The sequence below is a fragment of the Sessilibacter corallicola genome (assembly GCF_021290925.1).
GTDB classification, from domain to species: Bacteria; Pseudomonadota; Gammaproteobacteria; order Pseudomonadales; family Cellvibrionaceae; genus Sessilibacter; species Sessilibacter corallicola.
In genome coordinates this window covers 527881-550786 of sequence record NZ_JAJSLX010000003.1, presented here as the reverse complement: position 1 = coordinate 550786, position 22906 = coordinate 527881, and the positions used below count along the sequence as shown (strand labels likewise).

Annotated in this window: 20 protein-coding genes and 2 tRNA genes; 13 read left to right on the top strand and 9 right to left on the bottom strand. The window is 39.9% G+C overall.

Translation table 11 applies throughout. The features are described 5' to 3' along the window. Nucleotides 1-15 precede the first annotated feature (15 nt). The 7 genes from LU361_RS16570 to LU361_RS16540 all read left to right on the top strand — a co-directional run bounded on the left by LU361_RS16570 (nucleotide 16) and on the right by LU361_RS16540 (nucleotide 5867). The gene (locus LU361_RS16570; RefSeq protein WP_233090003.1) at nucleotides 16-1647 is read left to right on the top strand and encodes a TraM recognition domain-containing protein; all 1632 of its coding nucleotides are present in this window, start codon (nucleotides 16-18) and stop codon (nucleotides 1645-1647) included. Between the two features lie 27 nt (nucleotides 1648-1674). Further along, nucleotides 1675-1920 carry a hypothetical protein gene (locus LU361_RS16565; protein ID WP_233090002.1) on the top strand — a complete coding sequence of 82 codons (246 nt, stop codon included), beginning with the start codon at nucleotides 1675-1677 and terminating at the stop codon, nucleotides 1918-1920. A gap of 162 nt (nucleotides 1921-2082) precedes the next feature. After that, complete coding sequence (gene mobF, locus LU361_RS16560; RefSeq protein WP_233090001.1) at nucleotides 2083-3411, top strand: MobF family relaxase; 1329 nt, start codon at nucleotides 2083-2085, stop codon at nucleotides 3409-3411. Beyond that, complete coding sequence (locus LU361_RS16555) at nucleotides 3405-4934, top strand: ATP-dependent DNA helicase (protein ID WP_233090000.1); 1530 nt, start codon at nucleotides 3405-3407, stop codon at nucleotides 4932-4934. Before mobF ends, LU361_RS16555 begins: the two co-directional genes overlap by 7 nt. Continuing rightward, on the top strand, nucleotides 4931-5311 hold the full coding sequence (locus LU361_RS16550) for a hypothetical protein (protein ID WP_233089999.1): 381 nt from the start codon (nucleotides 4931-4933) through the stop codon (nucleotides 5309-5311). Before LU361_RS16555 ends, LU361_RS16550 begins: the two co-directional genes overlap by 4 nt. A gap of 2 nt (nucleotides 5312-5313) precedes the next feature. After that, complete coding sequence (locus LU361_RS16545; protein ID WP_233089998.1) at nucleotides 5314-5556, top strand: hypothetical protein; 243 nt, start codon at nucleotides 5314-5316, stop codon at nucleotides 5554-5556. Between the two features lie 56 nt (nucleotides 5557-5612). Beyond that, nucleotides 5613-5867: a hypothetical protein gene (locus tag LU361_RS16540; protein WP_233089997.1), complete on the top strand. Its 255-nt coding sequence runs from the start codon at nucleotides 5613-5615 to the stop codon at nucleotides 5865-5867. Nucleotides 5868-6044: 177 nt separating this feature from the next. Here the strand turns inward: LU361_RS16540 and LU361_RS16535 are convergent, their stop codons facing one another. The 4 genes from LU361_RS16535 to LU361_RS16520 all read right to left on the bottom strand — a co-directional run bounded on the left by LU361_RS16535 (nucleotide 6045) and on the right by LU361_RS16520 (nucleotide 8307). Then, nucleotides 6045-6656, bottom strand: coding sequence for a hypothetical protein (locus LU361_RS16535; RefSeq protein ID WP_233089996.1), 612 nt, complete (start codon nucleotides 6654-6656; stop codon nucleotides 6045-6047). A 14-nt stretch (nucleotides 6657-6670) separates the two neighbouring features. Continuing rightward, nucleotides 6671-7204, bottom strand: a complete 534-nt coding sequence (locus LU361_RS16530) for an AHH domain-containing protein (RefSeq protein ID WP_233089995.1) — start codon at nucleotides 7202-7204, stop codon at nucleotides 6671-6673. A 267-nt stretch (nucleotides 7205-7471) separates the two neighbouring features. Beyond that, a complete protein-coding gene (locus LU361_RS16525; RefSeq protein WP_233089994.1) occupies nucleotides 7472-7780 on the bottom strand; it encodes a hypothetical protein in 309 nt (102 codons plus the stop codon). Between the two features lie 17 nt (nucleotides 7781-7797). Next, on the bottom strand, nucleotides 7798-8307 hold the full coding sequence (locus tag LU361_RS16520) for an antirestriction protein ArdA (protein WP_233089993.1): 510 nt from the start codon (nucleotides 8305-8307) through the stop codon (nucleotides 7798-7800). Nucleotides 8308-8659: 352 nt separating this feature from the next. Between LU361_RS16520 and LU361_RS16515 the strand changes: the two genes are divergently transcribed. Further along, nucleotides 8660-9829 carry a TIR domain-containing protein gene (locus LU361_RS16515; RefSeq protein WP_233089992.1) on the top strand — a complete coding sequence of 390 codons (1170 nt, stop codon included), beginning with the start codon at nucleotides 8660-8662 and terminating at the stop codon, nucleotides 9827-9829. 63 nt (nucleotides 9830-9892) lie between these two features. Next, nucleotides 9893-10648: a hypothetical protein gene (locus LU361_RS16510; protein WP_233089991.1), complete on the top strand. Its 756-nt coding sequence runs from the start codon at nucleotides 9893-9895 to the stop codon at nucleotides 10646-10648. Between the two features lie 61 nt (nucleotides 10649-10709). Here LU361_RS16510 and LU361_RS16505 read toward each other — a convergent pair whose 3' ends face one another. From LU361_RS16505 to phbB, 4 genes are all read right to left on the bottom strand, one after another. Further along, a complete protein-coding gene (locus tag LU361_RS16505) occupies nucleotides 10710-11684 on the bottom strand; it encodes a tyrosine-type recombinase/integrase (RefSeq protein ID WP_233089990.1) in 975 nt (324 codons plus the stop codon). A gap of 156 nt (nucleotides 11685-11840) precedes the next feature. Continuing rightward, nucleotides 11841-11927 (bottom strand) — tRNA-Leu (locus LU361_RS16500). Between the two features lie 54 nt (nucleotides 11928-11981). Continuing rightward, nucleotides 11982-12055 (bottom strand) — tRNA-Cys (locus tag LU361_RS16495). 420 nt (nucleotides 12056-12475) lie between these two features. Continuing rightward, entirely contained in the window at nucleotides 12476-13201 is a 726-nt protein-coding gene (gene phbB / locus LU361_RS16490; RefSeq protein ID WP_233089989.1) for an acetoacetyl-CoA reductase, read from the bottom strand. A gap of 1208 nt (nucleotides 13202-14409) precedes the next feature. Here phbB and trxA point away from each other — a divergent pair. Beyond that, entirely contained in the window at nucleotides 14410-15261 is an 852-nt protein-coding gene (gene trxA, locus LU361_RS16485) for a thioredoxin (RefSeq protein WP_233089988.1), read from the top strand. A 297-nt stretch (nucleotides 15262-15558) separates the two neighbouring features. On the opposite strand, the gene LU361_RS16480 is transcribed toward trxA, so the two are convergent. Next, nucleotides 15559-17397 carry an ABC transporter ATP-binding protein gene (locus tag LU361_RS16480; RefSeq protein ID WP_233089987.1) on the bottom strand — a complete coding sequence of 613 codons (1839 nt, stop codon included), beginning with the start codon at nucleotides 17395-17397 and terminating at the stop codon, nucleotides 15559-15561. A gap of 225 nt (nucleotides 17398-17622) precedes the next feature. On the opposite strand from LU361_RS16480, the gene LU361_RS16475 reads away from it, so the two are divergent. The 3 genes from LU361_RS16475 to LU361_RS16465 all read left to right on the top strand — a co-directional run bounded on the left by LU361_RS16475 (nucleotide 17623) and on the right by LU361_RS16465 (nucleotide 22888). Continuing rightward, nucleotides 17623-18744: a phosphoserine transaminase gene (locus LU361_RS16475; protein ID WP_233089986.1), complete on the top strand. Its 1122-nt coding sequence runs from the start codon at nucleotides 17623-17625 to the stop codon at nucleotides 18742-18744. A 1370-nt stretch (nucleotides 18745-20114) separates the two neighbouring features. Then, nucleotides 20115-21518 carry a hypothetical protein gene (locus tag LU361_RS16470; RefSeq protein ID WP_233089985.1) on the top strand — a complete coding sequence of 468 codons (1404 nt, stop codon included), beginning with the start codon at nucleotides 20115-20117 and terminating at the stop codon, nucleotides 21516-21518. Between the two features lie 407 nt (nucleotides 21519-21925). Then, on the top strand, nucleotides 21926-22888 hold the full coding sequence (locus LU361_RS16465; RefSeq protein WP_233089984.1) for a 1-aminocyclopropane-1-carboxylate deaminase/D-cysteine desulfhydrase: 963 nt from the start codon (nucleotides 21926-21928) through the stop codon (nucleotides 22886-22888). Nucleotides 22889-22906 lie beyond the last annotated feature (18 nt).

Genomic DNA, 22906 nt, shown 5'->3' with positions numbered 1-22906 from the left:
CGAGGCAGATAGGCTATGCAATTAAAACCGTGGTATAGGTATTTATATCGGTTGCTAACGAGACTGAAAGAAGGCGAATTCGAGAGTGATTTTATGCACCACTTGGAGAATAACCACAACTGGAATCCAGAGGATATTCAAGAGTGGCCGTTGGATATGCCGTTATTGTATTTCTCCGATAATGACCCTTTAACCTTACGTGACGCTTATATGGGCATAGGTATTTTCGGTGCAACAGGGTCGGGTAAAACTTCCTCCAGTGGACAAGCAATCGCCCGTGCATTTTTGCGGCATAATTTGGGCGGTTTAGTTATATGTAGCAAGCACGATGAAGCAAAGCAGTGGTTACGGTGGGCAAAGCAAGAGAAACGTGAGAAAAGCATCATTCACGTTACTCCAGATAAAGATATTGTGTTCAATTTCCTCAAGCATGAAATGAGTGTTAGTGGAGGGGATGAGCTGGAAAATATTCTAGAGATATTTAACCGCGTTATGGAAATTACTGCAGCGGGAGATTTATCCAAAGGCGAGAATAGTTATTTTTATGAAGCCAATCAAGAACTTCTTAGAAATGCCATCACCTTATCTCAACTTGCCTATGGAGAAGTGACGTTACTTGATATGTATAACATTGTCAGAAGTGCTCCAATGTCTAAGGAAGAAGCTGAGTCTGCAAGCTGGATGAAAGAGAGTGATTGCGGGAGAGCGATTACATTTGTCGCTGATAAGCTACGGCACAAATTACATGAAGGGCAGCATGTTCCCTGGGAGCAAGAATTTATACTAAGTAAAAACTATTTCTTATTAAGTTATCCGGGCATGGGTGACCGGTTGAGATCATCAATCACTAGTATTTTTTCATCCAGTATCGATCCATGGCTTCGTGGGAAATTGTGGGAATTATTTAGTCGTTCAGATGAAGAAATTAACCCTATTACAGGAAAAAAACCTTTTGTCTTAAAACCTCAATACAGTGTTCAAGGCGCGATTATTTTATTTGATTACCCAGCTAAGACAAGCTATGTAGGGAAGCTTTCTCAAAGCCTGTATAAGCTGATATGGCAACGTCAGATGGAACGCCGTGATATCAATGAAGATGGTGGGCGAGGAGTATTTTTATTCGCTGATGAGGCTCAAATAGTGACTCTTCCTCAAAAAGATGCTGAGTTCGCCCAGACGGCTCGAAGCTCACGTGTCATTACAACGTTAATCAGCCAAAACATTAGTAATTATCATATTGCTTTCGGTGACGGCCAGCATGGTGTAAACCAAACCGAATCTCTTTTTGGAAACATTGGAACACTCATTTTCCATGCAAATACTCATGATAAAACCAACGGCTGGGCAAGCGACATCATTGGATCGAATTGGTCAATGCAGGCCTCTACCAGTCACGGAGACTCATCGGGTTATTCGAGTAACGAACAAGGCTCTTCTTACAATTCTGGAGATAATCAAAATGTTAGTTACAGTGAACAACATCGGGCAGAAGTAGAGAAACGAGATTTCACGCTTCTTACCAATGGCGGAAAAGAAAATAACTATTACACACAGGCCATAGTGACTCAGGCTGGACGCATATGGAGTGCCACTGAAACCAACTATATGTACGCAACTTTCTATCAATATCCAGAGCTTAATTCGTAATCATTTTTACCGCATGAGGTCGTTGATATGAGCAATCAATATTGTCCAGACAATGAAGAAATGGAACGCATTATTTATTCACTTCACAAGCAATGTGAGAATGCCGCAAATGGATATATTCGAGTAATATTCTCAGAAAAAATTGACCAGTTCTGTGAGCAATTACCTGAAGACATTCGAGACCAATTCATGACTCTCGCCAGTGAGTATGACTATGTTTCTCCTAATGAAAACACATTACGAATAAAGACCATAAATAACGTTAATTATTAATAGTTTTGGTACCGGGTGACGGTTCATTATTACAATTTTTGCCGCAGCTATTTTGTGGCAAAAATATCTCTAGGCTCTGCCTAAGGGTGATGTCTGAATCTTATATTTGGGTGTTAATGTTTGTATCTACTAAACCGAAATGATACATCTTCTCGCAGGTAAATGGGTATTATGTTACGGATCTATACGTCAAAAAATTCGGCTCAGGCTAAGTCATATTTTGCCAAGGAACTCTCACGTGGAGATTACTATTTTGGCAAAGATGATGTGCCAGGTATTTGGGGAGGTAAAGCGGCTCAAATACTTGGGTTATCTGGTCATACTGAGCAATCGGTATTCAATAATCTGGTTGATAATATTCACCCAGAAACGGGTGACACGATGACGGCCAGACACAGGATAAACCGACGGGCAGGTTTTGATATTTCTTTTAATACGCCAAAATCATTTAGTATTCTCGCGGAATATTCTGGGGATGAGCGTTTGCTGAAAGCATTTCGTGACGCTGTACATAGTACTATGGAAGAGCTTGAAACGGAGGTATACACGCGGGTACGAAAAGATGGTTCGAATGAAATTCGGCGCACAGGCAACTTAGTATACTCAGCTTTCGAGCATTACACTTCCAGAGCCGTGAAAGGGCATGTACCGGATATGAACTGTCATATGCATTGCTTCGTGCCGAATCTGACGTTCGATGAGGTTGAGCAACAATGGAAAGCCGCTGAATTAATTAATATTAGACGTGACGCACCGTACTATGAAGCACGTTTCCATTCCTATTTATCCAACAGACTTACAGAACTGGGTATTGATATTGAGAGTGACGGAAAGTATTGGAAAATTGCTGGAATATCCAAAGAAACCGTCGATAAATTTTCTAATCGTACTAAGGAGATTGAAGAATATATAGCTGCCAATAACATCCAGGACGATAAAGCAAAAGATCAGGTTGGCGCGCAGTTGCGTACAGCGAAAGTCGAGGGGCTAAGCAAACATCATTTACGAGATATTTGGTGGAATCGATTGGATGATCAGGAAAAAGAAACGCTTGATAGATTGAGTGCGTTTAAACCGGATGATACTGACGCTCAAACCCAGCAAAAACAAATACAAGAACGAATGATTAATGCCGATAAATATCTCGATTATGCGCTTAGGTTGCACCTGGAGCGACAATCTGTATTACCGCTGTCGAGACTTAAAGAATCTGCGTTACGAGAAGGTTTTGGTGATATCACCGCCCATGATATTGATCGCGCGATAGCACAACGTAAAGATCTTATAATTTTGCCGTTAAAAGATCGTGTAATGGTGTCTACTCTCGATGTATTACACGAAGAGGAAGCCATCACACAGTTTGTGGTTAATGGTTATGCTACACAGCAAAAATATCACGATAACTATGTTATTCCAAAGCTTGTCGATCACTCACGCAATACTGACATTGAATTAAGTGATGAGCAAAAAAAGTTATTCAAAGTTTGCTAGCGAGTCGCCATCGTGTAGATGGCATACAAGGAAAAGCCGGAACGGGTAAAACTACGTTATTAGCCGGACTAATTAAGGGAATTGAAGCAAGTGGTAATGAGGCTGTTATCTTAGCCCCAAGTGCTGACGCTGCATATAACACCTTGCGCCAGGACGGCGAAACTTATCAAAATTCTGCTATGCAACAAGCACAAACGCTTGCAAGATTTATTGTCAATGAGCGTGAACATGAAAAGCATCAGGACAAAACAATTATCGTGGATGAAGCAGGGCTTTTATCCGTAGGTGATATGCATAAGTTATTTTCTATCGCCCAAAACTACAATAATCGTATTGTCTTGGTCGGAGACAGTGGACAACATAACAGTGTAAATCGTGGCGATGCTTTTCGAATACTTCAACAAGAAGCAGGATTAGAAACCTATCAGCTCGAACAGATTAGACGTCAACAAGGTGTATTTAAGCAAGCGGTTGATTATGTCTCCAAAGGCAATTTGGAAAAGGGATTTAACCAGTTGGATGAATTAAATGCTATCCATGAAGAGACGGATTCTGAAACACGTTATAAAGCATTATCGAACAAATATGTTGAGCACTTAAAACATGACAAGACTGTGCTTGCAGTCGCTCCAACTCATGCAGAAGGTGCTCAAGTTACACAGGCAATTCGTGACGCTTTGCATGCTGAAAAATTACTGTCTAAAAAAGAGCAGAAAGCGACTCGATTCCACAATCTCCAGCTGACGGAAGCAGAACGTGGGAACATTGATTCGTATCATATTGGGCAAATGATTCGTTTTCAGCAAAATGCAAGGGGCGGCATTGTTCGTGGTGCACAATATACTGTTGCAGACATTACCGACAATGATGTCATTATTAGTGATGGGGGCGGTGAAGCATTTGCGCTTGATTTGTCATTAGCGCCTCGCTTCAACTTATATGAACAACGTGACATTCACTTAAGTCCCGGTGAAAAAATCCGTATCACCGAGGGTGGCACTTCAAAGGATGGAGGACGGCTAAATAATGGCTCCATCCAGACTGTCAAAAACGTAAAAAAGAATGGCGATATTGAATTGCTTAACGGACGTACATTAGATGCTTCCCAAGGTAATTTTAACTATGGCTATGTCACTACCAGCCATGCTAGCCAAGGTAAAACAGTTGATCACGTATTGATCGCACAGAATACTGAATATGATGGTGCAGCCAGCCAGGAACAATTTTATGTGTCGGTCTCTAGAGGGAAGCAATCTGTTGAGATTTTCACAGATGATAAAACTCTGTTAAGCGAACAAATTAAATCTAGTCACGCACGAGTGAGTGTAATTGAACTTACGAAGAATCAGCCTGATGGAAGTGCGCGCTGGCAGAAGCAGATTGAAGACATTCAGGTTATGACACATTACGCGAATAGCGGTTTATTTAACGATAGGTCATGGTCGGCGTATAAACACGCGTCAAACGAAATTGTGCAGGATAGGGGACCAATAAAACACAATCACAAAGGGCTCGAACGATGACCGCAGATTCCCCTGAATTTATGACACCAATGAGTCAGAAGCTATACGCTAATGACCAAACAAAACGATTTACACAAGGATTAAATCGCTCTCATTCGAGAGATTCAACGCCGACGTTAAAAATCCATTACGTTGATAAAATTGTAGCTCTACCCTATGCACATTTCCGAAAGATAGAGCTTAAAAAAGGTGTTATTACCTTAGAAATAGGCGATCAGATTATTACAGTCGTCGGGCAATATTTACAGCCTGTGCTCGACGCGATCAGTCAATTTGAGCTTCGAGATCTAGCCGTATCAAGCAAGGCTGATTTAGCTAAAGGAGAAGGCATTAGTTTTATTGAATCCATTATTATCACCACCAACGAAAAGGTATAACAATGACTCAATCTACCCCCACATCAACGACAGAACATTCACCTTTATCAGAAGCAATATTGCATAAAGTAAGCGATGAGGATATTCAGAATTACATTACTCTGTGCCATAAGATTCTGGATCAACGGAAATTAGAGCGAGAAAAAGTCGCTAAAGAAAATATTAAACAACTTGCTAAGGATGCAGGAATTAAAGTCGCTTTTGTCGAAGAGAAGCCGCAGAGACGGCGAACGAAGAAAGTGTGACTCACACAATCATGTTCTTTCCGATGATTGGTCTTGAACTCCTATAGGTACTCAATATGGAAAAACTGTTGCTTGAGATTTTAAATGAGTTAAAAGCGCAAAATGCGGCTAATGATAATGGCCTTTGGACGGCTTCAGACATTGCTCGTTACATGCGCTTGAGCACGTCTTCCGTGCAATCACGCGTGATTACCAGGAATAACTTCCCTAGAGCTGTACGAATCCCTACAGAAAAAGGCCTAGGGGGCAGACGTTGGTACCCTAAAGAGGTAAGAGATTGGGCTAGGAAGCACCGAGAGCCCTATTTGTAAGGGTTGGCAGGGGGACGTCAGCAACTTAATCCTGATATTTCATATCAAGATTATATCGGGTTGAATGTCCTAGCAAAGGTCTATTTTTATATTTTCCGTATGATAGTTTGTTTCTGAAAGATGGAGGCGGGGAGGTACTCCCTCATAATTGTTGGAAATTAGTACATTCTATGACTTTCAGTTAAGCGAGCTTTTCCCTTCATCAAATTGGTTGGAGTATCCATTACCGAGGTCAGTGGTAAAAAATACTCCCGTTAAATTAGCATGCTCAATAGCTTCTTTTACAAACTGATTACATTGGGGAGTCATGTACGTATTAAATTCTGCTCTGAATATCGACCAGTCTTTAATTTTGTCTTCATGAAAGGCCATATGTTCTATGTCTCCCCAGTCGTTCTTTTTACTCAAATTATTATCAAGCGCGTCGACTTCTTCGGCAATATTTAAAGGTGTAAATACATATCCCGTATTGCCACATTCATCTACTAACGGTAAGAATTCACCATCCTCTTTGATAATGTCGAATAATGCCGTGTAGGCTCTCTCGTTTAAGTACAATCGGCCTTCTTGCACAGTTACGTCAGGTTTGCTCAGCTTTTCATCACCATCAAACTTTTTTTCAAAACTTACATGCAATGGTTCTTTAAAAACATCCGCATGTCGAATAGGAGCCCCATTCATGTCTATACGATGATCCAGATCGTTATTGGAAAGCCGTATGATCTGGTCGCTGTCCCATATTGCAGAGAGGTAGCGGCGATTATCAAAAACAATGGTGTAAAGCGACATATAACTATTAACTCTTATCGGCCTGTTTGTGGCATGACGGATGGCGGCACAGCGCCGCTTTGCAAGGCGACTCTAATCAAACGTAAAGCATTTATCAATTGATCCGGTGATCTAATGGCCGTTGGATTGATGCGGTTACGTAGCCAAAAATAATACTGTTCGTGATGAATGCGCCGGTGAGGAACCGCTTCACGTAGATGGTTAGGCATATGTCGCCGATCATCCCAATCTCTAGGTAACCAACAGCCATTGAAGGGGTCATCTATTCGTATTCTGGCCCAGGACATCAATAAACGAAGTGTTAATGCATCCCGGTGATTTCCGGAAATGATGGCGTGTGCGTCACAACGTTTTGATGGTCTAGGATCACCTGCTCGACGCATGTAGCGGGCCATACGGTTTGACGAATGTGTTTCCCCTTGCAGCTGCCCATTGGTCATTGTGGCTGCTTTTGCACGGTATTTGTCTAAATAATCTCCAACTTGTGCGCGGGTGCGAAACGCCATGAAGTCGGCGATGGTTGGTTTCTTAATTTTTGAGAATTGCACAAGAATCCTTTCTACATGTGTTCGCGGGGGCCTGATATGGGGAAACATTACTTATCCTTATGAAGTTATTTGACATAAAAATAGAATGATTATTCTAGCACTTTGTACAGATTTAGCGTGAGGTTATAAGCGACATGCCTCATTAAAATTACTGCACTGAGATTTTCGTCACATTGGCTATAGGCCCTAGGGGTTGGGGGGATTATTGAGGTATAGAAAAGCGCGGTGTCGTGATTAGCGTAAGTGATAGCATCTCGAAAATACCGCCTAAAACAGGCGGTATTGACCTGTTGTAAAATCAAATTTATCCCAAGGGTTCTTATTTGCCTTGTCATTTAATACTGCAGTTAACATGGGGGCGGGGCCGCCATAGCGGTTCAACGTTGGCTGAGTGGCTATTATTAAACAATTATTGGTTGAGCAAATAGGTAATATTGCTTTTCTGGGAGCTATGATTTTGAGCTGGATCTGAAATAAATTATAACCGTATTTTTTCTTAAAGTTCTTAGAATGCCTGGACTTTTGGGTCACTAATTGTATTTCTATATCACGCCAGATTATCACTTCTTGTCTCATGTGAAAGCCTCCTTGCGTTACAGATTATGAAAGACGTGAATTTCTTCAAATCCGGTTTCGATCGTAAAAATATCGCCTGACATTTCCCAATCGCGTCCCATGGAGGAATAATCAATATAATGTTTAAGATGTTCGGGAATTTCGGAAGTGTCTAAGATTGTGTTTTCTGCGTACTCGGCGAGTGATGTAAATTCACCTACATAGTGCTCCGATAGAGCGGTTATAGCTTCATCAATATTATCGAAATGCAGAATTAACTCGATGGCAAGGTCTCCATGTTCTTCAATAAAGCATGCCATTTTTTGTACGGATTCAAGATTCTCCCATTCACTTAATTTCACATTTCCGAAATATTCGTAATCATGCAGAGCCCATTCTTCAGAATTGTCTATGGGGCTTTTCGATAGCATGGTTCTAATGTGCTTGTATATTTCATCAAGCTCATCTGTTGCATCAATCCAAACGCCATGTAAATAACCATTATTGTAGGCAGCTAGATCTGCAATATAAATTCGAGGGGTTGTCATTTTGTTTACCTATATTCGCTATTAAGGTTTATGAATAAGCACGCTTGCTTGCGTAGCTCATGAACCTCTGGCGACTAGGCCGACTAGGCGGGGATGAAAAAATCAAGATTAATTACGGAGTGTCTAACTGAGGTTAGAAACCGTCATTAATCTTGATTTTGAAGGGACGCAGTGCCCTTTTTATATTTAAAGGTTTTCTCTTGTAAGGAATAAAATATTCAAAAATTAATTTTCAAATTTTTTTGATGTGTCAACTGTCAGATTAGCGTGTGGTGTGTATTGTTAATGTTACAGTTATATAGGTTTTCGGTTAATTTATTTCTATTTAATTTTAAATATCCTAAGGTGAGTCATGGAAAAAACTGTTTTGGTTTTCATTGGTTCGTCATCTGAATCAAAAGAGGTGATGGGTGCTATACAATCTAATCTTCAAAATAGAGGGCATCATAACCACATAAATATAGAGGGGTTGGCCTGGGACAAAGGTGTTTTTAATCTCGGAGAAAATACTCTTGACGAATTAATTAAAGCTGCTGGCAAATGTGATTTCGCTGTCCTAGTTTTTGGGAGAGATTCGATTGTTAAAGAGCGTGGTGGCACGCACTTTACAGCACGAGATAATGTAGTATTTGAACTTGGTTTGTTCATGGGGATTCTTGGTAAAAATAGAGCCTATATTGTTGCTCATGATGATGTTAAATTACCATCTGATATGGATGGTATTACTATTGCGCGGTACAAAACTCCTGAAAAAACTAATTTAATTAATCAGTTGAGGGGGCAGTGTGAGGAAATTTATCATAGAATTGAAGAACTATGTTTAAATCCTTCTAAATATGATTCATCTTCCGTTGAGGATTCATATGTTAAGTGGTGGGAAGAAAAAAATTCCAACCGGCAAGACAGGATCGTCATAAAGTCTATTGATGGAACAGAAATATTTGTTTCTCCACGTACTTTTTCTCCTGATGTAAAACTAACATATTCCACTTTAGCTATCTCAGATGTTTTACCTAGCGACCTCACTGGTAAAAGAGTCTTAGATTTAGGATGCGGGTGTGGAATCCTATCTATCCTATCTGCAAAGCGAGGAGCTAAGTCTGTTACGGCAGTGGATATTAGTAAATCAGCAATCGAGGATACCCAAAATAACATTTCAAGATTAGTGAAAGAAGGTCGGTTGACGCAAGGAATAATTGAAATTGTGGAATCAGACCTGTTTGAAAATGTTAGAGGGGAATATGACTATATTATTGCAAACCTTCCTATTTCATCAAAAGCTAAGTATTGGCAGGGCATTGGTAGGTCAATTGAAGATGTCGTTAGTAATTGCATTAGAGGAGTAACAAACCATCTAGAAGCTAAGGCCGGTATTCTAATATTTGTGTGGGCGTCGTTTGGGTCAGACGAAATTGCTTCAAGGTTTCTTGATGATGATCGGTTCAAAGTGAATTCTCATATGGTGGAAACTTTTGGAGTTAAATGGTTTGTTTACGAAGCTCGTATAAAAACAAATACGTAATTTTCTCCAAATTTATGGTCCTGATAATAATTTGGTTAATTATTTTCCGTTAGGAGTTTGTAAGTGAGAAGGCTTAGTGAGATAAATGAAACTCGAAAGGTTTTTAAAATTATTTTATTCATTTCATTGTTTAGTACTATTCTCTTTAGTACGCTCTCTGTTCTGGATGTTTACCCAGATGGATATGAATGGGTAGACAGTTTATTTCTTCTATTATCTGGTGCATCAGTTAGTTTTCTTGCTTCTGTTATGGTGCAATTGTATGTGTCGGATGAGCAAGCTTCATCTCTTAAAGCATTAAGTCTAGATCAGTTTGATCTGTTGAAAGAGCTAACAATTGACGTTGATGGTGTTGATGAGCTTCCTGTTGAATTTATGAATCTTAAATGGGTTGCATATTTGACATCCTCACCAAGTGAGGGTCAAGGAAACATGGATTGGAGGTTCCGAGATATAACCAAAAGGGTTGAGGTTGGAAAAAAGATGGTGATTTATGATTTTCCATCTGAAAATCTTGTGAAAAAAGATGCTAAATATACTTGTACTCTAATAGGCTTTAAGTCGACGGTTCTTGGAATAATTAGTTTGGGCCAAGAACCCACTTCAGTAATGATATTTGACGTTCCCGTACCTGCATCTGGAGTTTACTTTGGGCCTAGTTATATTACTAATTGGTTTTCTGAAAGAGCTTTGAGTATTGCAGTAGTTGGATCAGGAGATAAGAAACCAGTTGGAGAATATGATTGGCCGGAAGGTATTAAAGAAGCGCTACAAGAATGGAGAAAGCGGTTAAAGGTCTATTTAGATCTCGATCTCTAGAAGTAGGGTTGTTACTTATGATTTTTGATATCATTTGAAAATAACAACCTACTAGGTACAATTAATTTAGTTTGTTAGCAATTTCTTCTGCTGTCGCATTATAGTAAATCATCAGCGACCGAGGATCTCGATGTCCTACCATTCGTGCTAAATCTAGCACAGGTAACTTTTGAGCAAGTCTCGTTAAAGCTTCATGGCGAGTGTCGTGAAAAGTTAGCCCAGAAATCCCGGCTTTTTTTAAATAACGTCTAAAAATAATGCCGCTAGAATGTTGTTGGCTTTTAAATATTTTTCCTGAGCTTTGGGGGCTTAATAAAATAAGCAAGTCAATGGCTTTCTGAGACAAGGGTACATCGCGTTTGGTACCATTTTTCGTTTCATGTAAACGAAGAAAGCGTTTATTTAAAAAAATATTATCCCAAGTTAGTGCCCAAATTTCTCCCTGGCGCATAGCTGTTTCAATGGCGAATAAAAAAGCAACAGCAATTTCATGACGTGAATGTGTAACGCAAGTCCCGTCGAATTCTAGTGTGTCCGTGATTTTATTAATTTCGTAATCACTAATGCGCCTATCTCTGGGTTGTGGGTTTTTTGGACGTCGTAGCCCACGAATGGGGTTTTTGTCTGTCCATTCCCATCGTTTTGCCTGCTCAAAAATAGCACTGAGCAAATTTAAATCTCGATTTATAGAGCTGGTTTTTAATTGGTCACTGACCTCATCCATCCATTGATAGAAAATTTTTGGGGTAATTTCAAAGAGTTTTTTCTCAGCTAGCCAATGCCTAGAGAATTTATTGATGCGATTAAATTCGGAGCGATAGCTTTTTTTCTTGGGTGAAATTTCATCTCGATAACGGATAAAAGCGTCTCTCAGTGTTTTTCCTTTAACGATATTGCCTGTAGAAAGGCTTTGTTCTAGCTCCGTGGCCCAGGCCATTGCTTGAATCTTGCTGGGGAAGGTTTGGCTTTTGTAGAAATCACCTTTTCGTATTTCGGCGATATATTTTTTGGTAGAAAGTCTTCTGATCGATGCCATGATACGGGACTCCGTAATCGTAATTCGTTCGTAAAACTCATGCGAAAAGGGACGAATATGGCAAACTATGGTGAATAAAGTGTCTGCTTAAAGCAACGCTAACTCTATGATTGGTAAGGAATAATTGGATTTAGCCAGAAATGACAAGAATGTCAGTGGTGCCCGGGGCCGGACTTGAACCGGCACGACCGTGAAGTCGGGAGATTTTAAGTCTCCTGTGTCTACCAATTCCACCACCCGGGCAAGGGAAGCGATTTTTTTAGTTGAGTGGTAGCTCAACGTGCTAACTAAGTTAGCTGGAGGCGCGAGCCGGAGTCGAACCGGCCTCAACGGATTTGCAATCCGTGGCATAACCGCTTTGCTATCGCGCCATGGTTGCGAATATTAAACTAAGTTTAAGAAAATTCCTAGTGTTTTCTTATACTTAGCTAGCTTATCCAAACGATGGCTAAAAGCTAACTGGTAAGCACCTCTCACAACGAGGGCGCCATTCTATGCTTTCAGATCGATTAGTCAAGCGTGTTTCGCAAAAATTTTTTACTTTATTTCGGTTTGATTCAAATTGCATACAACTAGTCTAAAATTTGCCCGTTTGTATGGCGCAATGAGTTGAGAGTGGATGAGAGATTGGAGAGAGGAAAGATTTTTGGCGTTTAAAAACCGGCCTTTTCAGGCCGGTGGATTCACTGAAGCTTGCTTCTTTAACACTTAGATGAATGCTTGAATTTCATCTAAAGGCGCAATTGGGGGTAGCTGCTTGTACTTTATTTTTATTGTTACAGAGTAAATCTTTAGTTGGCCATAAATTGGCCGCCATTAATTGACAAGGTGGCGCCGGTAATAAAACTGTTTTGCTCATCGGCTAAGAAGCCTGCTGCTCGTGAAATATCGCCCGTGTTGCCAAGTCTTCCAACCGGAATTCTTCTTACGATTTTTTCAAGAACATCTGCAGGTACTGCGCGCACCATTTCGGTATCGACATAGCCTGGAGCAATTGCATTGACGGTGATGCCGTATTTTGCTGTTTCTAGTGCTAGGGCTTTGGTGAAACCGAGAATGCCAGCTTTGGCTGCGGTGTAGTTTACTTGTCCGTATTGTCCTGCTTGTCCGTTGACGGAACTGATATTAATAATACGACCGAACTTTCTGTCTCTCATGCCAGGAACTAAGGTATGGCAAGTGTTATAGCAAGATTTTAAGTTGGTATCTAATACTGCGTTCCAGTTATCGCAATTCATTTTAGCTAAGACGCCATCGCGAGTAATGCCCGCGTTATTAACCAAAATATCGATAGGTCCAAAATCAGATTCGATTTGTTTTAGTCCAGCTTCAACAGCGTCGTAGTCGCCTACATCGAATTTGAAGGCAGGAATTCCAGTTCGATCTGTAAATTCTTTAGCAGCTTGATCATTTCCACCGTAGTTGGCTACGACTTGGTGGCCCATGTTTTTAAGTTCAACGCAAATTGCTTCACCAATACCTCTGGTTCCGCCTGTTACAACAGCGACTCTTCCCATAGGAGTGTCTCCTGAATTTGATGGTTAGGTATTAAAATAGCTATCTATTTTTATGCTGATTTAAAAATGAGGAAATGATGCGTAAGTAGCTTTGGTTAAGTTACTAATTTCCAATTTATTAATTATTTTTATTTATTGATGTTATGTTGGTTAAGGGTTTATGTCTCTACATAGTGTCGAGAATAATTTAATGTTAAATATATTGTTAATATGTGTTGATTAATTTGCATTGACGTACAGTGCTTAGTTTTGCCTTTATTAAACCTAACTTTTATTTTTAGTTATAAGTGATAGTTCTTGTTAAGTATTGAATTTAATAGTTTTGCACTGTTATGCAACAGAAAAAATTAACAGTGTGCTTTGTTAATATTTTTAACGTCTTTGCTGCTAAAGAATAACATTACTAAAATTTAAAAATCTATACATAATTAAATATTAAAACATTAAAGTCGGGTTTGTTTTACATCAAGCAGTGTTACGTGCAAGCCGATATTCACGTAGATTATTCGTGCGAGGGAGTTGTTTATACAAAGATTTCGGAAGGTTTAATCGTTACTGAAATAACAGAAGTCCTCTTTATAAAATATCACGTTGTTGCTATTTATAAGTAGAGCATAATATGGAGATTATGCAACTTCATTTTAAATTTTATCGTGAAAAGCTGTTTCAATTTACCGGTATAAGCCCGCTAGTTTTTATATGGGTGTTTAAGTTGTGTTCTTATTCGTTGTTTTTCTTACACAATTTTAAAAGTGTCAATTAATCGCTATGAGCTTTGCAGCTTTTATTTATAACGAGTTGAAATAATTGACGTTTTTATAATGGTTGTTCTTTTATATTAATCAGAGGTTGCTTAAGGATTTTTTTATTAACTTAATTGGTTAATTTTTTGATTGTTTATTATGTGATTTTTTGAATCATTATTTAATCGAAATTTCACCCAATATTTATACCCTTCGTTACTGAATTATTCTTCTTATTCAAACGTATTTCTTAATGAGTACTCAGTTTGTCGTTATTAGCTTTCTGCGACGTTTCTCACCTTTATTACGATTTTTGTTTCCAGCCTTTATTAACCCTGTTTTTGAAAGGTCATTCGGCGCGGTTTATAAAAATTGCGTTTATTCTGGAATAAGCGACTGTTGGGGCTTGTAATAGCTACTTTAAGACCTTATAAATCAGTGAGTTAACTAGTTTTGGAGTATGTAATGAGTAACATAGTCGATATCGATCAAACCAATGCCCAGCAGATATTGGTTGATGAGTCTTTTAATCGAATCGTTTTGGTGGATTTTTGGGCAGATTGGTGTGAGCCGTGTAAGTCGTTGATGCCGATATTGGAAAAATTGGCCAATGAATACGATGGTCAATTCCTGCTGGCTAAGGTGAATGCCGATGAAATGCAAATGATTGCGACTCAATTGGGTGTAAGAAGCCTTCCGACTGTATTGGTATTCAAGGACGGGCAGCCGGTTGACGGCTTTAATGGTGCTCAACCTGAATCGGCGGTTCGTGAGTTGTTGGATAAGTATTTACCGAAGGCTTGGGATTTAGATTTATTGAAAGCCCAAGAGCTGATAAATGAAGAAAACTTCAATGATGCTTTGCCTATTTTACGTAAAGCGGTAACTGATTCGGGTAACCAAACGAACATTGTTTTTGCGTTAGCAGATGTGTTGCTTCATCTTAACCGGTTGGATGACTCTGAATCTGCTCTAAGCGGAATTGGTTTGGCTGATCAAGACGACACTTATCGCGCATTGCAAGCACGTCTTGAATTGCAGAAAGAATCTTCGAAGAATCCCGAGATTGACGCTCTGGAACAGGCGTTAGCACAATCTCCTGATGATAAACAATTACAAATGCAACTTGCAGTTCAGTACCATCAGAGCCAAATGCATGGGCAGGCGTTGGAGTTATTGTATTCGGTATTAAAATCGGATCTAAATTTTGATGACGGTAATGCCAAGAAATTTTACCTCGATATTTTAGCCGCTCTCGGTAAGGGCGATCCTCTCGCTATACAATATCAACGTAAATATTACACGTTACTTTATTGAGTTAGAATTGAGTTAGAATCATTTGGGTTAGATTCCATAGTACTAGATTCTGTGCGTAGGGTTTTATTGGGTAGGCTGCTCTTCTGAAGACGATATAAAAAACTGCGGCTAATCGCTAGCCGCAGTGGTTGTATTATCAATAACCATCGGAATAACTCTACAACAACCTAATGTGAGGGAGGAGCTATTAAAGCTCACCTATTAATTTTCGGTCGTACGCCACAATTCTTGAATTTTGTCTTGTTATTTTTGCGACAGTTTGTTTGCCGCAGTTTTTTCTTCTTTTCACGCCGTTGATTATTGATAACCTTTGGCTTGCAGTTTGAACAAGTGCGCGTAGGTTTTATTGAGTGCTAGCAGTTGTTCATGGCTACCTTGTTCTTCGATGGTTCCGTCTTTTAGTACAATAATGTGATCGGCTGTTCTGACCGTTGAAAAGCGATGAGAAATAAATATCGCAATTCTATCTTCGGTATAATTACTGAGCTGGCTGAATATTTCTGCTTCAGCTTTGGCGTCCATGGCCGATGTGGGTTCATCTAATATCAATAATTCCGCATCGGGGCGAATAAACATACGCGACAGGGCGATTTTCTGCCATTGGCCTCCGGAGAGTTCTTGCCCGCCTTTAAACCAACGTCCGAGTTGGGTTTCATAGCCATCGCTGAGGTTGTTAATAAATGCTGCGGAAAGACCTTTTTCTGCGGCATCGCTCCAGGCGGAAGTGTCATTAAATTTATCGACATTACCGGCACCAAGGTTTTCTCCCACAATAAATTGGTACTTCATAAAATCTTGGAAGATAACCGACATTTTTTTGTGAAGTGTCGGTATGTGCCAGTCATTTAAATCCGTACCGTCAAAGGTGATTTTTCCGTGGGTAGGTTTGTATAAATACGTTAACAATTTTATTAATGTGGTTTTTCCGGAACCATTTTCTCCAACCAGAGCCAATTTTTGCCCTGGTTTAATGTGCAAATTTAGATTTTTTATCGTCTTTATTTCTGAGCCGGGGTACTGAAACGAAACGTCGTGAAATCGAATACCGTCGTTGGCTATTTCGCCAATGGTTGTTGTACCCAGGTGTTTTTCTACGGGTTGATTTAAGTATTCGTAGAGTGTGTGTAGGTAGAGATTATCTTCATACATACCGCTGATGGCAGTCAGCGATGCGCTAATGGCTGATTGTCCTTGTTTGAATACCAATAAATACATGGTCATTTCGCCGAGAGAAATGCTGCCTTGAATTGTAGCGATAATGATCCAAATATACGTCGAATAAAAGGCGAGGGTTCCCAGATTGCCCAGTGCCCAACCCCAAAAGTCGCGTCGTAATGTCAGTTTTTTATCTTCTTCATACAGCTTTTGAAAAATATCTTGATAGCGTTTGAGCAGTGTGTTTCCGAGCTGAAATAACTTAACTTCTTTGGCGCTGTCTTCGCGAGCTAATAGTGTTTCTAAGTAAATTTTTTGACGTGTTTCGGGGGAGCGCCAGCGAAACAAGCGAAAGGCGTCGCCGGAAAATTTGGCTTCGGAAATAAATACAGGAATTGAACTGATAAAAAGAATAATGAGGGCAACAAACGAAAAGTGCCACAAGATAATTCCGTAGCTTATGAGAGAGATGCTATTTTGCAGCAATCCAAACAGTTTGTTGATTAACGCCAAAGGGCGAACAGAGGCTTCTCTGCGTGCTCGGGTTAACTTGTCGTAAAATTCTGAATCTTCGAATTGTGAAAGCGATAGTGTCTGGGCTTTTTCCAAGATCAACACATTGACCTTTTCTCCCAGCTGGGCTCTCAATAACGATTGGCAAACAGAAATTACTCTTTGGCTCGCGGCCAGCACAACAATGACACAGGCCTCTGCCAGCACCCAATAAATAGCGGTAGTTTGTGCTTTCTCGGCGTCATCCGTTAATCGTAATTCATGAGCGCTGACAACGGAGTCGACGATGTACTGTCCTAGTATGGCAATTAATGCCGGCAATAAGCCTGCACACAAGGTTGCAATCATTAATACAATTGTTAGCTTGCGCGAGGTGCTCCACACCAATTCAATGGCTTGGCGACTGTAGGCAAATGCCTCAATAAATTGGCTAATTTTGAAGGTTTTAATAGGCGAAGGCTTCAACACAGGTATTTCTCAAGGTACTTATTATAAGTTAGCTTACAATTACGCGACGTTCAGTTTGTATCGGTCGATCCACGCGCTTTATGCTACCAGTAGTACGCAGCTTAAGCGGGTTTTTCTTGCTTGCTTTATCGCATACGAATACTATCGCCAACCTGTAGTTCCATCGCCAAGGTTTAGCTATAAGCCGGGGCGTGTACAATTTTTCATCGAGGATTTTGAATTATCATGAGTTTGCCTAAACCTCTAGTTAAACCACAGAACCCGCATTTTAGCTCGGGTCCTTGCAGTAAGCGGCCCGGTTACGATTTACAACAGCTCGATATTTCGACGTTAGGCCGTTCTCATCGTGGTAAATTAGGAAAGGCAGCTTTAAACCGCGCATGCGTTGATACCGCCAAAATCTTAGGTTTGCCGGAGGGTTACCGAGTCGGTGTGGTGCCTGCGTCAGACACCGGTGCCGTTGAAATGGCGTTGTGGAATTTGTTGGGCGAACGACCTGTTGACGTGTTGGCTTGGGAATCTTTCGGTAGCACCTGGGTTACTGATATTACCAAGCAATTGAAGTTAGATAACGTCAAAACTAGGGTGGCTGACTATGGTTCGCTTCCTGATTTAAGCGCGGTCGACTTTCAACACGATGTGGTTTTCACTTGGAATGGCACGACTTCTGGCGTTAAGGTGCCCAACGGTGATTGGATCGCTGATGATCGCACCGGATTAACCATATGCGACGCTACATCCGCGGTATTTGCTATGGAGCTTCCGTGGCATAAATTGGATGTGATTACTTATTCTTGGCAAAAAGTACTCGGAGGCGAGGGCGCTCATGGAATGCTTATTCTGAGTCCGCGTGCTGTTGAAAGACTTGAGTCTTACACGCCGCCTTGGCCGTTACCTAAAATTTTCCGTTTAACCAAGGGTGGTAAGTTAATCGAAGGGATTTTTGAAGGCTCTACCATTAATACGCCTTCGATGTTGTGTGTGGCGGATTATTTGGATGCTTTAGATTGGGTGTCTGGTTTGGGTGGCTTGGCTTCTTTAATTCGTAAGAGTGAGCAAAACCTGGCAGTGATTAAGGGTTTTGTCGATGCTACGCCTTGGATAGATTTTCTAGCGGAAGATTCAGCAACGGTATCTAATACAAGTGTTTGCTTAAAGCTTGATGCATCGGCAGAGCAAATAAAGAAAATGGTTGCTTTGCTGGATTCAGAAAATGTAGCCTACGACATTGCGTCATACCGAGATGCGCCGGATGGTTTGAGAATATGGTGTGGAGCCACTGTTGAAGCTTCGGATTTGGAAGCATTGATGCCTTGGTTGCAGTGGGCTTATCAGGAAACTCAGTAACTGGAAACTATGTTATTTAAATAATCGTTGCTTAAACAATAAGTCTCCCAAATATGTCATTCCTATATAACTGAGTCCAAAAATGAGTTAAAGCAACTCAGTATTTAGCCGCTACTTTCGACAAGTTTGTAGCGGCTGGTTCTATCTTTCTAGCATCCCAGATCCTCTTCTTACAGATCTTGTCTTATATAGATCTTGCGATAGGTTAGGCCTCATTTGAGGGTTTGGTTCATTTCTGCCCAAATTTCTGCCGCTATTTTGCCGTTTGTTACTCAACCTTTGTTAAAAAACGCCGATAAATTACCACTTTTGTTGAATATTTCGACTAATTTGGCGAATTGAAATATCCAGTTCACACTCTTGACATCTTGATGAAACTTACTTTGAGTAGCCTGATCAGAATTAATCGATATTTAAAGATAAGAAAAGTATAAAAATACTAGATCATTAGAAGGAAACTAAACATGCAAGATTATATGGAAGAATTACTGGAAATTGATTTCTCACTCGACGACGATGATGAGTACATTGTTGATAGTGATGAGATGTAATACCACTAATTGCTGAAACTGAAGTTTCAGTTTCAGCGAATCGCCGTTGTAATGCAGTATTCTTTATTAATGTTTTTCTCTGATGATGTTAGTCTGGGCTTTTTGAGTTCGCGCTTTATCTAATCTCTTTTTCATTTCATTGTTGCTCTTCTGATTTAATTTCAAAATACCTCTAATTCTCGTTTGGGTGTGCTTTCTGTCAAAGTGAATTCAAATGGTGCATGCCGAGCTCATCCTGAGTTTGATCCGCGCTTTATTCTAATTGTCTTATTAAGCCAAATCATTGGCGCTTAAATGCAATAATTTTAGTTTTTACGGAAAATGCCATTATCTAAGCGTGCAATGAATTCATCGTGCGGTTCTTTGAGTATTCTAAGAGTTTTGGTGTGAATCTATCTGCTGTCATTGGCCGATATTAGGGTAACCAGTCGAGCTTTTATGGCTATACTGAATAATGTGACGCGCTGCATAAAAATATTTATTGTGAATGTTGAATCAGTCACATCATTATGATAGCTGCTGGTTGATAATATTTAGCGTAATCATCTCACATTACTTTACGTTAACTCGTTACCATCAATTAATGTGAGTGACGTGTTAATTTCTAGTAATTGTGGTTTGTCCTTCATTAGTGATTTGTATTTATTACGTGAAAGTAAAATCGGTTAAAAAGTTGAAGATTGGCAATTTTTTTTTGCTAATATGCTGACTTCTTTTGTATTTCTAACTTTCATAGTCGCTTAATCACTATATAATTTAAGGGTAAATTCTTAATCAGCGCTAAGTTTGATGTGTGCTGTAAACCTAGTTCGGTGGTCCATGAATCATTCCATTGTTGAAAATGCACAAGCCGTTGTCTTTATGAAAGACAATAAAGTGCAAAGGGAAATGCTGTTTTCTGAGTTTGAAGCAGTGCTTGATTCGTTTATTCCACTTCCTGAACTGGCTCAGTCACAATCGACGGCGGTCTATTTAGAAATCAATCCTCAGTTATTGATAGAAGCAGCGGTTTTTTTTCGAATCAATTTTGATAGAGAAGGTTTTCCTGATAAATCTTGGAATGTTCCTCTCTCTCAATTGGTTGAGAGTGCTGCCCATGGTCCTGATCTTGGTGCAGGTCCGATAAAACTGTCTTGCTACACTCAATGTTCTTTGCCCTGGTTGCAGCGAAGTTTATGGGACCCGGATATGACGCCGGGGGTCAATAATTTTGCTGCCTTAAAAAAGGTAATCGCGAAAAATCGGTTGGGTTTAACCTATGTGCCGCAGGCGCCTGTGCAGCCGAATCCGATTGCGGTTCAACCGATTCAGGAAAATATTCCAACATTAAACGCTGTCGACGAGCGTCGATACGAAAAATCTTCAATATTAGAAATCGAAGATGAGTTGCGTGAAAAGTATCAAAAAAGTTTCCGTAACCGATTAGCTAACACGCTCAAAAAACAACGTTTACAATTAGCTACGTTAAAAAATCGGCATCAGCAAAGAATTGATCAACTGAATTTGGAGCATCAACGTCGGGTTGATCTTCATAAGTCTGAAATCGAATCGCTGAAAACCGATCTTGCCGCTCAAGAACGATTTGTTTCTGAATTAAAACTTACGATTGATAACCAATCATTAAAGATGGCTAATGTTCGGGAATACTTCGAAGAAAAATTAAAGAGCGTAAAAAATGTAGGTGACGAGCAAATATCCATTTTGAATCGTCATTTTGAGGTTGAATCCGAAACCAAAATCCAGGCAGCGACAAAAGATTTAAAAGAACAATTGCAAATGCGTGAGATTGAGCTGATGTATCTTTCTGAGCATCAGAAAAATCTCGCCGACGAATTGGCTCAAGCACAGCGCGAACGCGATAAACTGCAAGAAGACAAAAGCAAAGACGTTCTGCAAGATATTGTCGATGCCGGTATTAGCTTTGTCGCGTATCAAACTGGTTTGGGGCATCTGAATGTCTCCAAAGATGAGATTGCCAGTTACATGTCGAATCCGGACGAATTTGCAGCGCAAAAATGCGGTGTTTCTTTACCCACCTACAAAGCTTGGCTGGCTCATTTCAAAACGCCTACCTGTCAAGCGCTTCAAAAAGACGGCAGTGTCTGTGGTGTGCCTATTACCCGAGTTACCTCACCGTTAGATTTTCATCCAGGAGAAAGTGATCGTTGCAGTGATCACTGTCACAATAATGTGATTAAACTCAATGCGGTGAACAATAAATAATAAAAATTGTGAGATGCGTCAAAAAGAACTCTTTCAAGTGTGAATTGAGTTCTGTTTTCAATTTAATTTTATTGACTCTCGTTTAAAATTATTAATGACGTCTACCGTATAACATCCCATTTCGAGTGTTATTCTATAAAAGAATAGTTTTCTTAATTCTTATTTTTATTTAATTCAATATTATGTGCTAGTATAAGCATTCTAAAATTCAAAAATGCTTATGGCGGTTTTTGTTTTCTATTTTGGGTCAATTTAGCTGAAAGGGTTGTTTGGTTTTAAATTCAGACTCTAATAGCTTTTGATTAATTGAATTTAAGTATTTATAAAAATAGAAAATCATTGGATTGATTTGTCAATGTGATAGTTGGCGGGTTTATTCGAATAACATTTATTTTATTATTTTTCCCGTGAACGATTCCTTACTGTCATTTATTAAGAGTACTCCTCTGCAAGAGTTGCCTTGGCGTTATGCCGAAGAGCGTGGTGTCAGTGTCTGGATTAAGCGAGAAGACTTAATTCATTCGGCGTGCCCTGGGAATAAATGGTATAAGCTAATTTATAATTTAGTTGAACGCGATCAAACGCCAGATTATTTAATTTCTTTTGGTGGCCCTTATTCGAACCACATTCATGCTCTTGCACAAGTGGGTAAGTTGCTAGGAATTACTACAGTTGGAATTATTCGGGGTTTTTATGCTGACAATCTAACCCCTACATTAATTGACTGTCGTAATTTAGGAATGGAGCTTATTTTTGTTTCTAAAAATACGTGGAAGCAAAAAGATTCTGAACAGTATCAATTAAAGTTGAAAGACAGTTATTCCAACGCCTATATAATTCCTGAAGGTGGTGCAAATTCAGCCGGAGTTAAGGGGTGTTTTTTGATTGGTCAGTCAATAAGGCGCCAGTGGAATTCGCTCGTTCAAACAAATGAAAGACAGAATTGTTCTCCGGTACAGGTTTATCTCGCTTGTGGCACCGGCACAACAATGGCAGGCGTTATTTGTGGTTTAGATCCTACATTTGAAGTTCACGGAATCAGTGCACTAAAAGGTGAGAATACCTTAACACAAGCGATTTCAGCGTTTGTTGCAGAACTAGAACCTGCCTCAAAAATAAAATGGCAGGTTCATCATGATTATCATCTCGGCGGATACGCAAAAATAACTGACGAGCTTGTAGAATTTATAAAATGCTTTGAAAACGAGCATCAAATCTTGCTTGATCCTGTATACACCGCTAAAGTGTTGTTTGCGATTAAGGCACGCATTGATCGCGGGATAATACGTGAGGGTGAACGAGTAATCGTCATTCATACGGGAGGAATACAGGGGCGACGTGGTTATGACCAATTCAATAATCACGTGTGATTAAGCTTCTATTGGTTG

Bases quoted from the DNA above. Each gene is read 5' to 3' on its own strand.
- LU361_RS16475 (WP_233089986.1), top strand. From the start codon at position 17,623: ATGAGTTTGCCTAAACCTCTAGTTAAACCACAGAACCCGCATTTTAGC.
- LU361_RS16565 (WP_233090002.1), top strand. From the start codon at position 1,675: ATGAGCAATCAATATTGTCCAGACAATGAAGAAATGGAACGCATTATT.
- LU361_RS16540 (WP_233089997.1), top strand. From the start codon at position 5,613: ATGGAAAAACTGTTGCTTGAGATTTTAAATGAGTTAAAAGCGCAAAAT.
- trxA (WP_233089988.1), top strand. From the start codon at position 14,410: ATGAGTAACATAGTCGATATCGATCAAACCAATGCCCAGCAGATATTG.
- LU361_RS16515 (WP_233089992.1), top strand. From the start codon at position 8,660: ATGGAAAAAACTGTTTTGGTTTTCATTGGTTCGTCATCTGAATCAAAA.
- mobF (WP_233090001.1), top strand. From the start codon at position 2,083: ATGGGTATTATGTTACGGATCTATACGTCAAAAAATTCGGCTCAGGCT.
- LU361_RS16520 (WP_233089993.1), bottom strand. From the start codon at position 8,307: ATGACAACCCCTCGAATTTATATTGCAGATCTAGCTGCCTACAATAAT.
- LU361_RS16535 (WP_233089996.1), bottom strand. From the start codon at position 6,656: ATGTCGCTTTACACCATTGTTTTTGATAATCGCCGCTACCTCTCTGCA.
- LU361_RS16505 (WP_233089990.1), bottom strand. From the start codon at position 11,684: ATGGCATCGATCAGAAGACTTTCTACCAAAAAATATATCGCCGAAATA.
- LU361_RS16570 (WP_233090003.1), top strand. From the start codon at position 16: ATGCAATTAAAACCGTGGTATAGGTATTTATATCGGTTGCTAACGAGA.
- LU361_RS16545 (WP_233089998.1), top strand. From the start codon at position 5,314: ATGACTCAATCTACCCCCACATCAACGACAGAACATTCACCTTTATCA.
- LU361_RS16470 (WP_233089985.1), top strand. From the start codon at position 20,115: ATGAATCATTCCATTGTTGAAAATGCACAAGCCGTTGTCTTTATGAAA.
- phbB (WP_233089989.1), bottom strand. From the start codon at position 13,201: ATGGGAAGAGTCGCTGTTGTAACAGGCGGAACCAGAGGTATTGGTGAA.
- LU361_RS16525 (WP_233089994.1), bottom strand. From the start codon at position 7,780: ATGAGACAAGAAGTGATAATCTGGCGTGATATAGAAATACAATTAGTG.
- LU361_RS16550 (WP_233089999.1), top strand. From the start codon at position 4,931: ATGACCGCAGATTCCCCTGAATTTATGACACCAATGAGTCAGAAGCTA.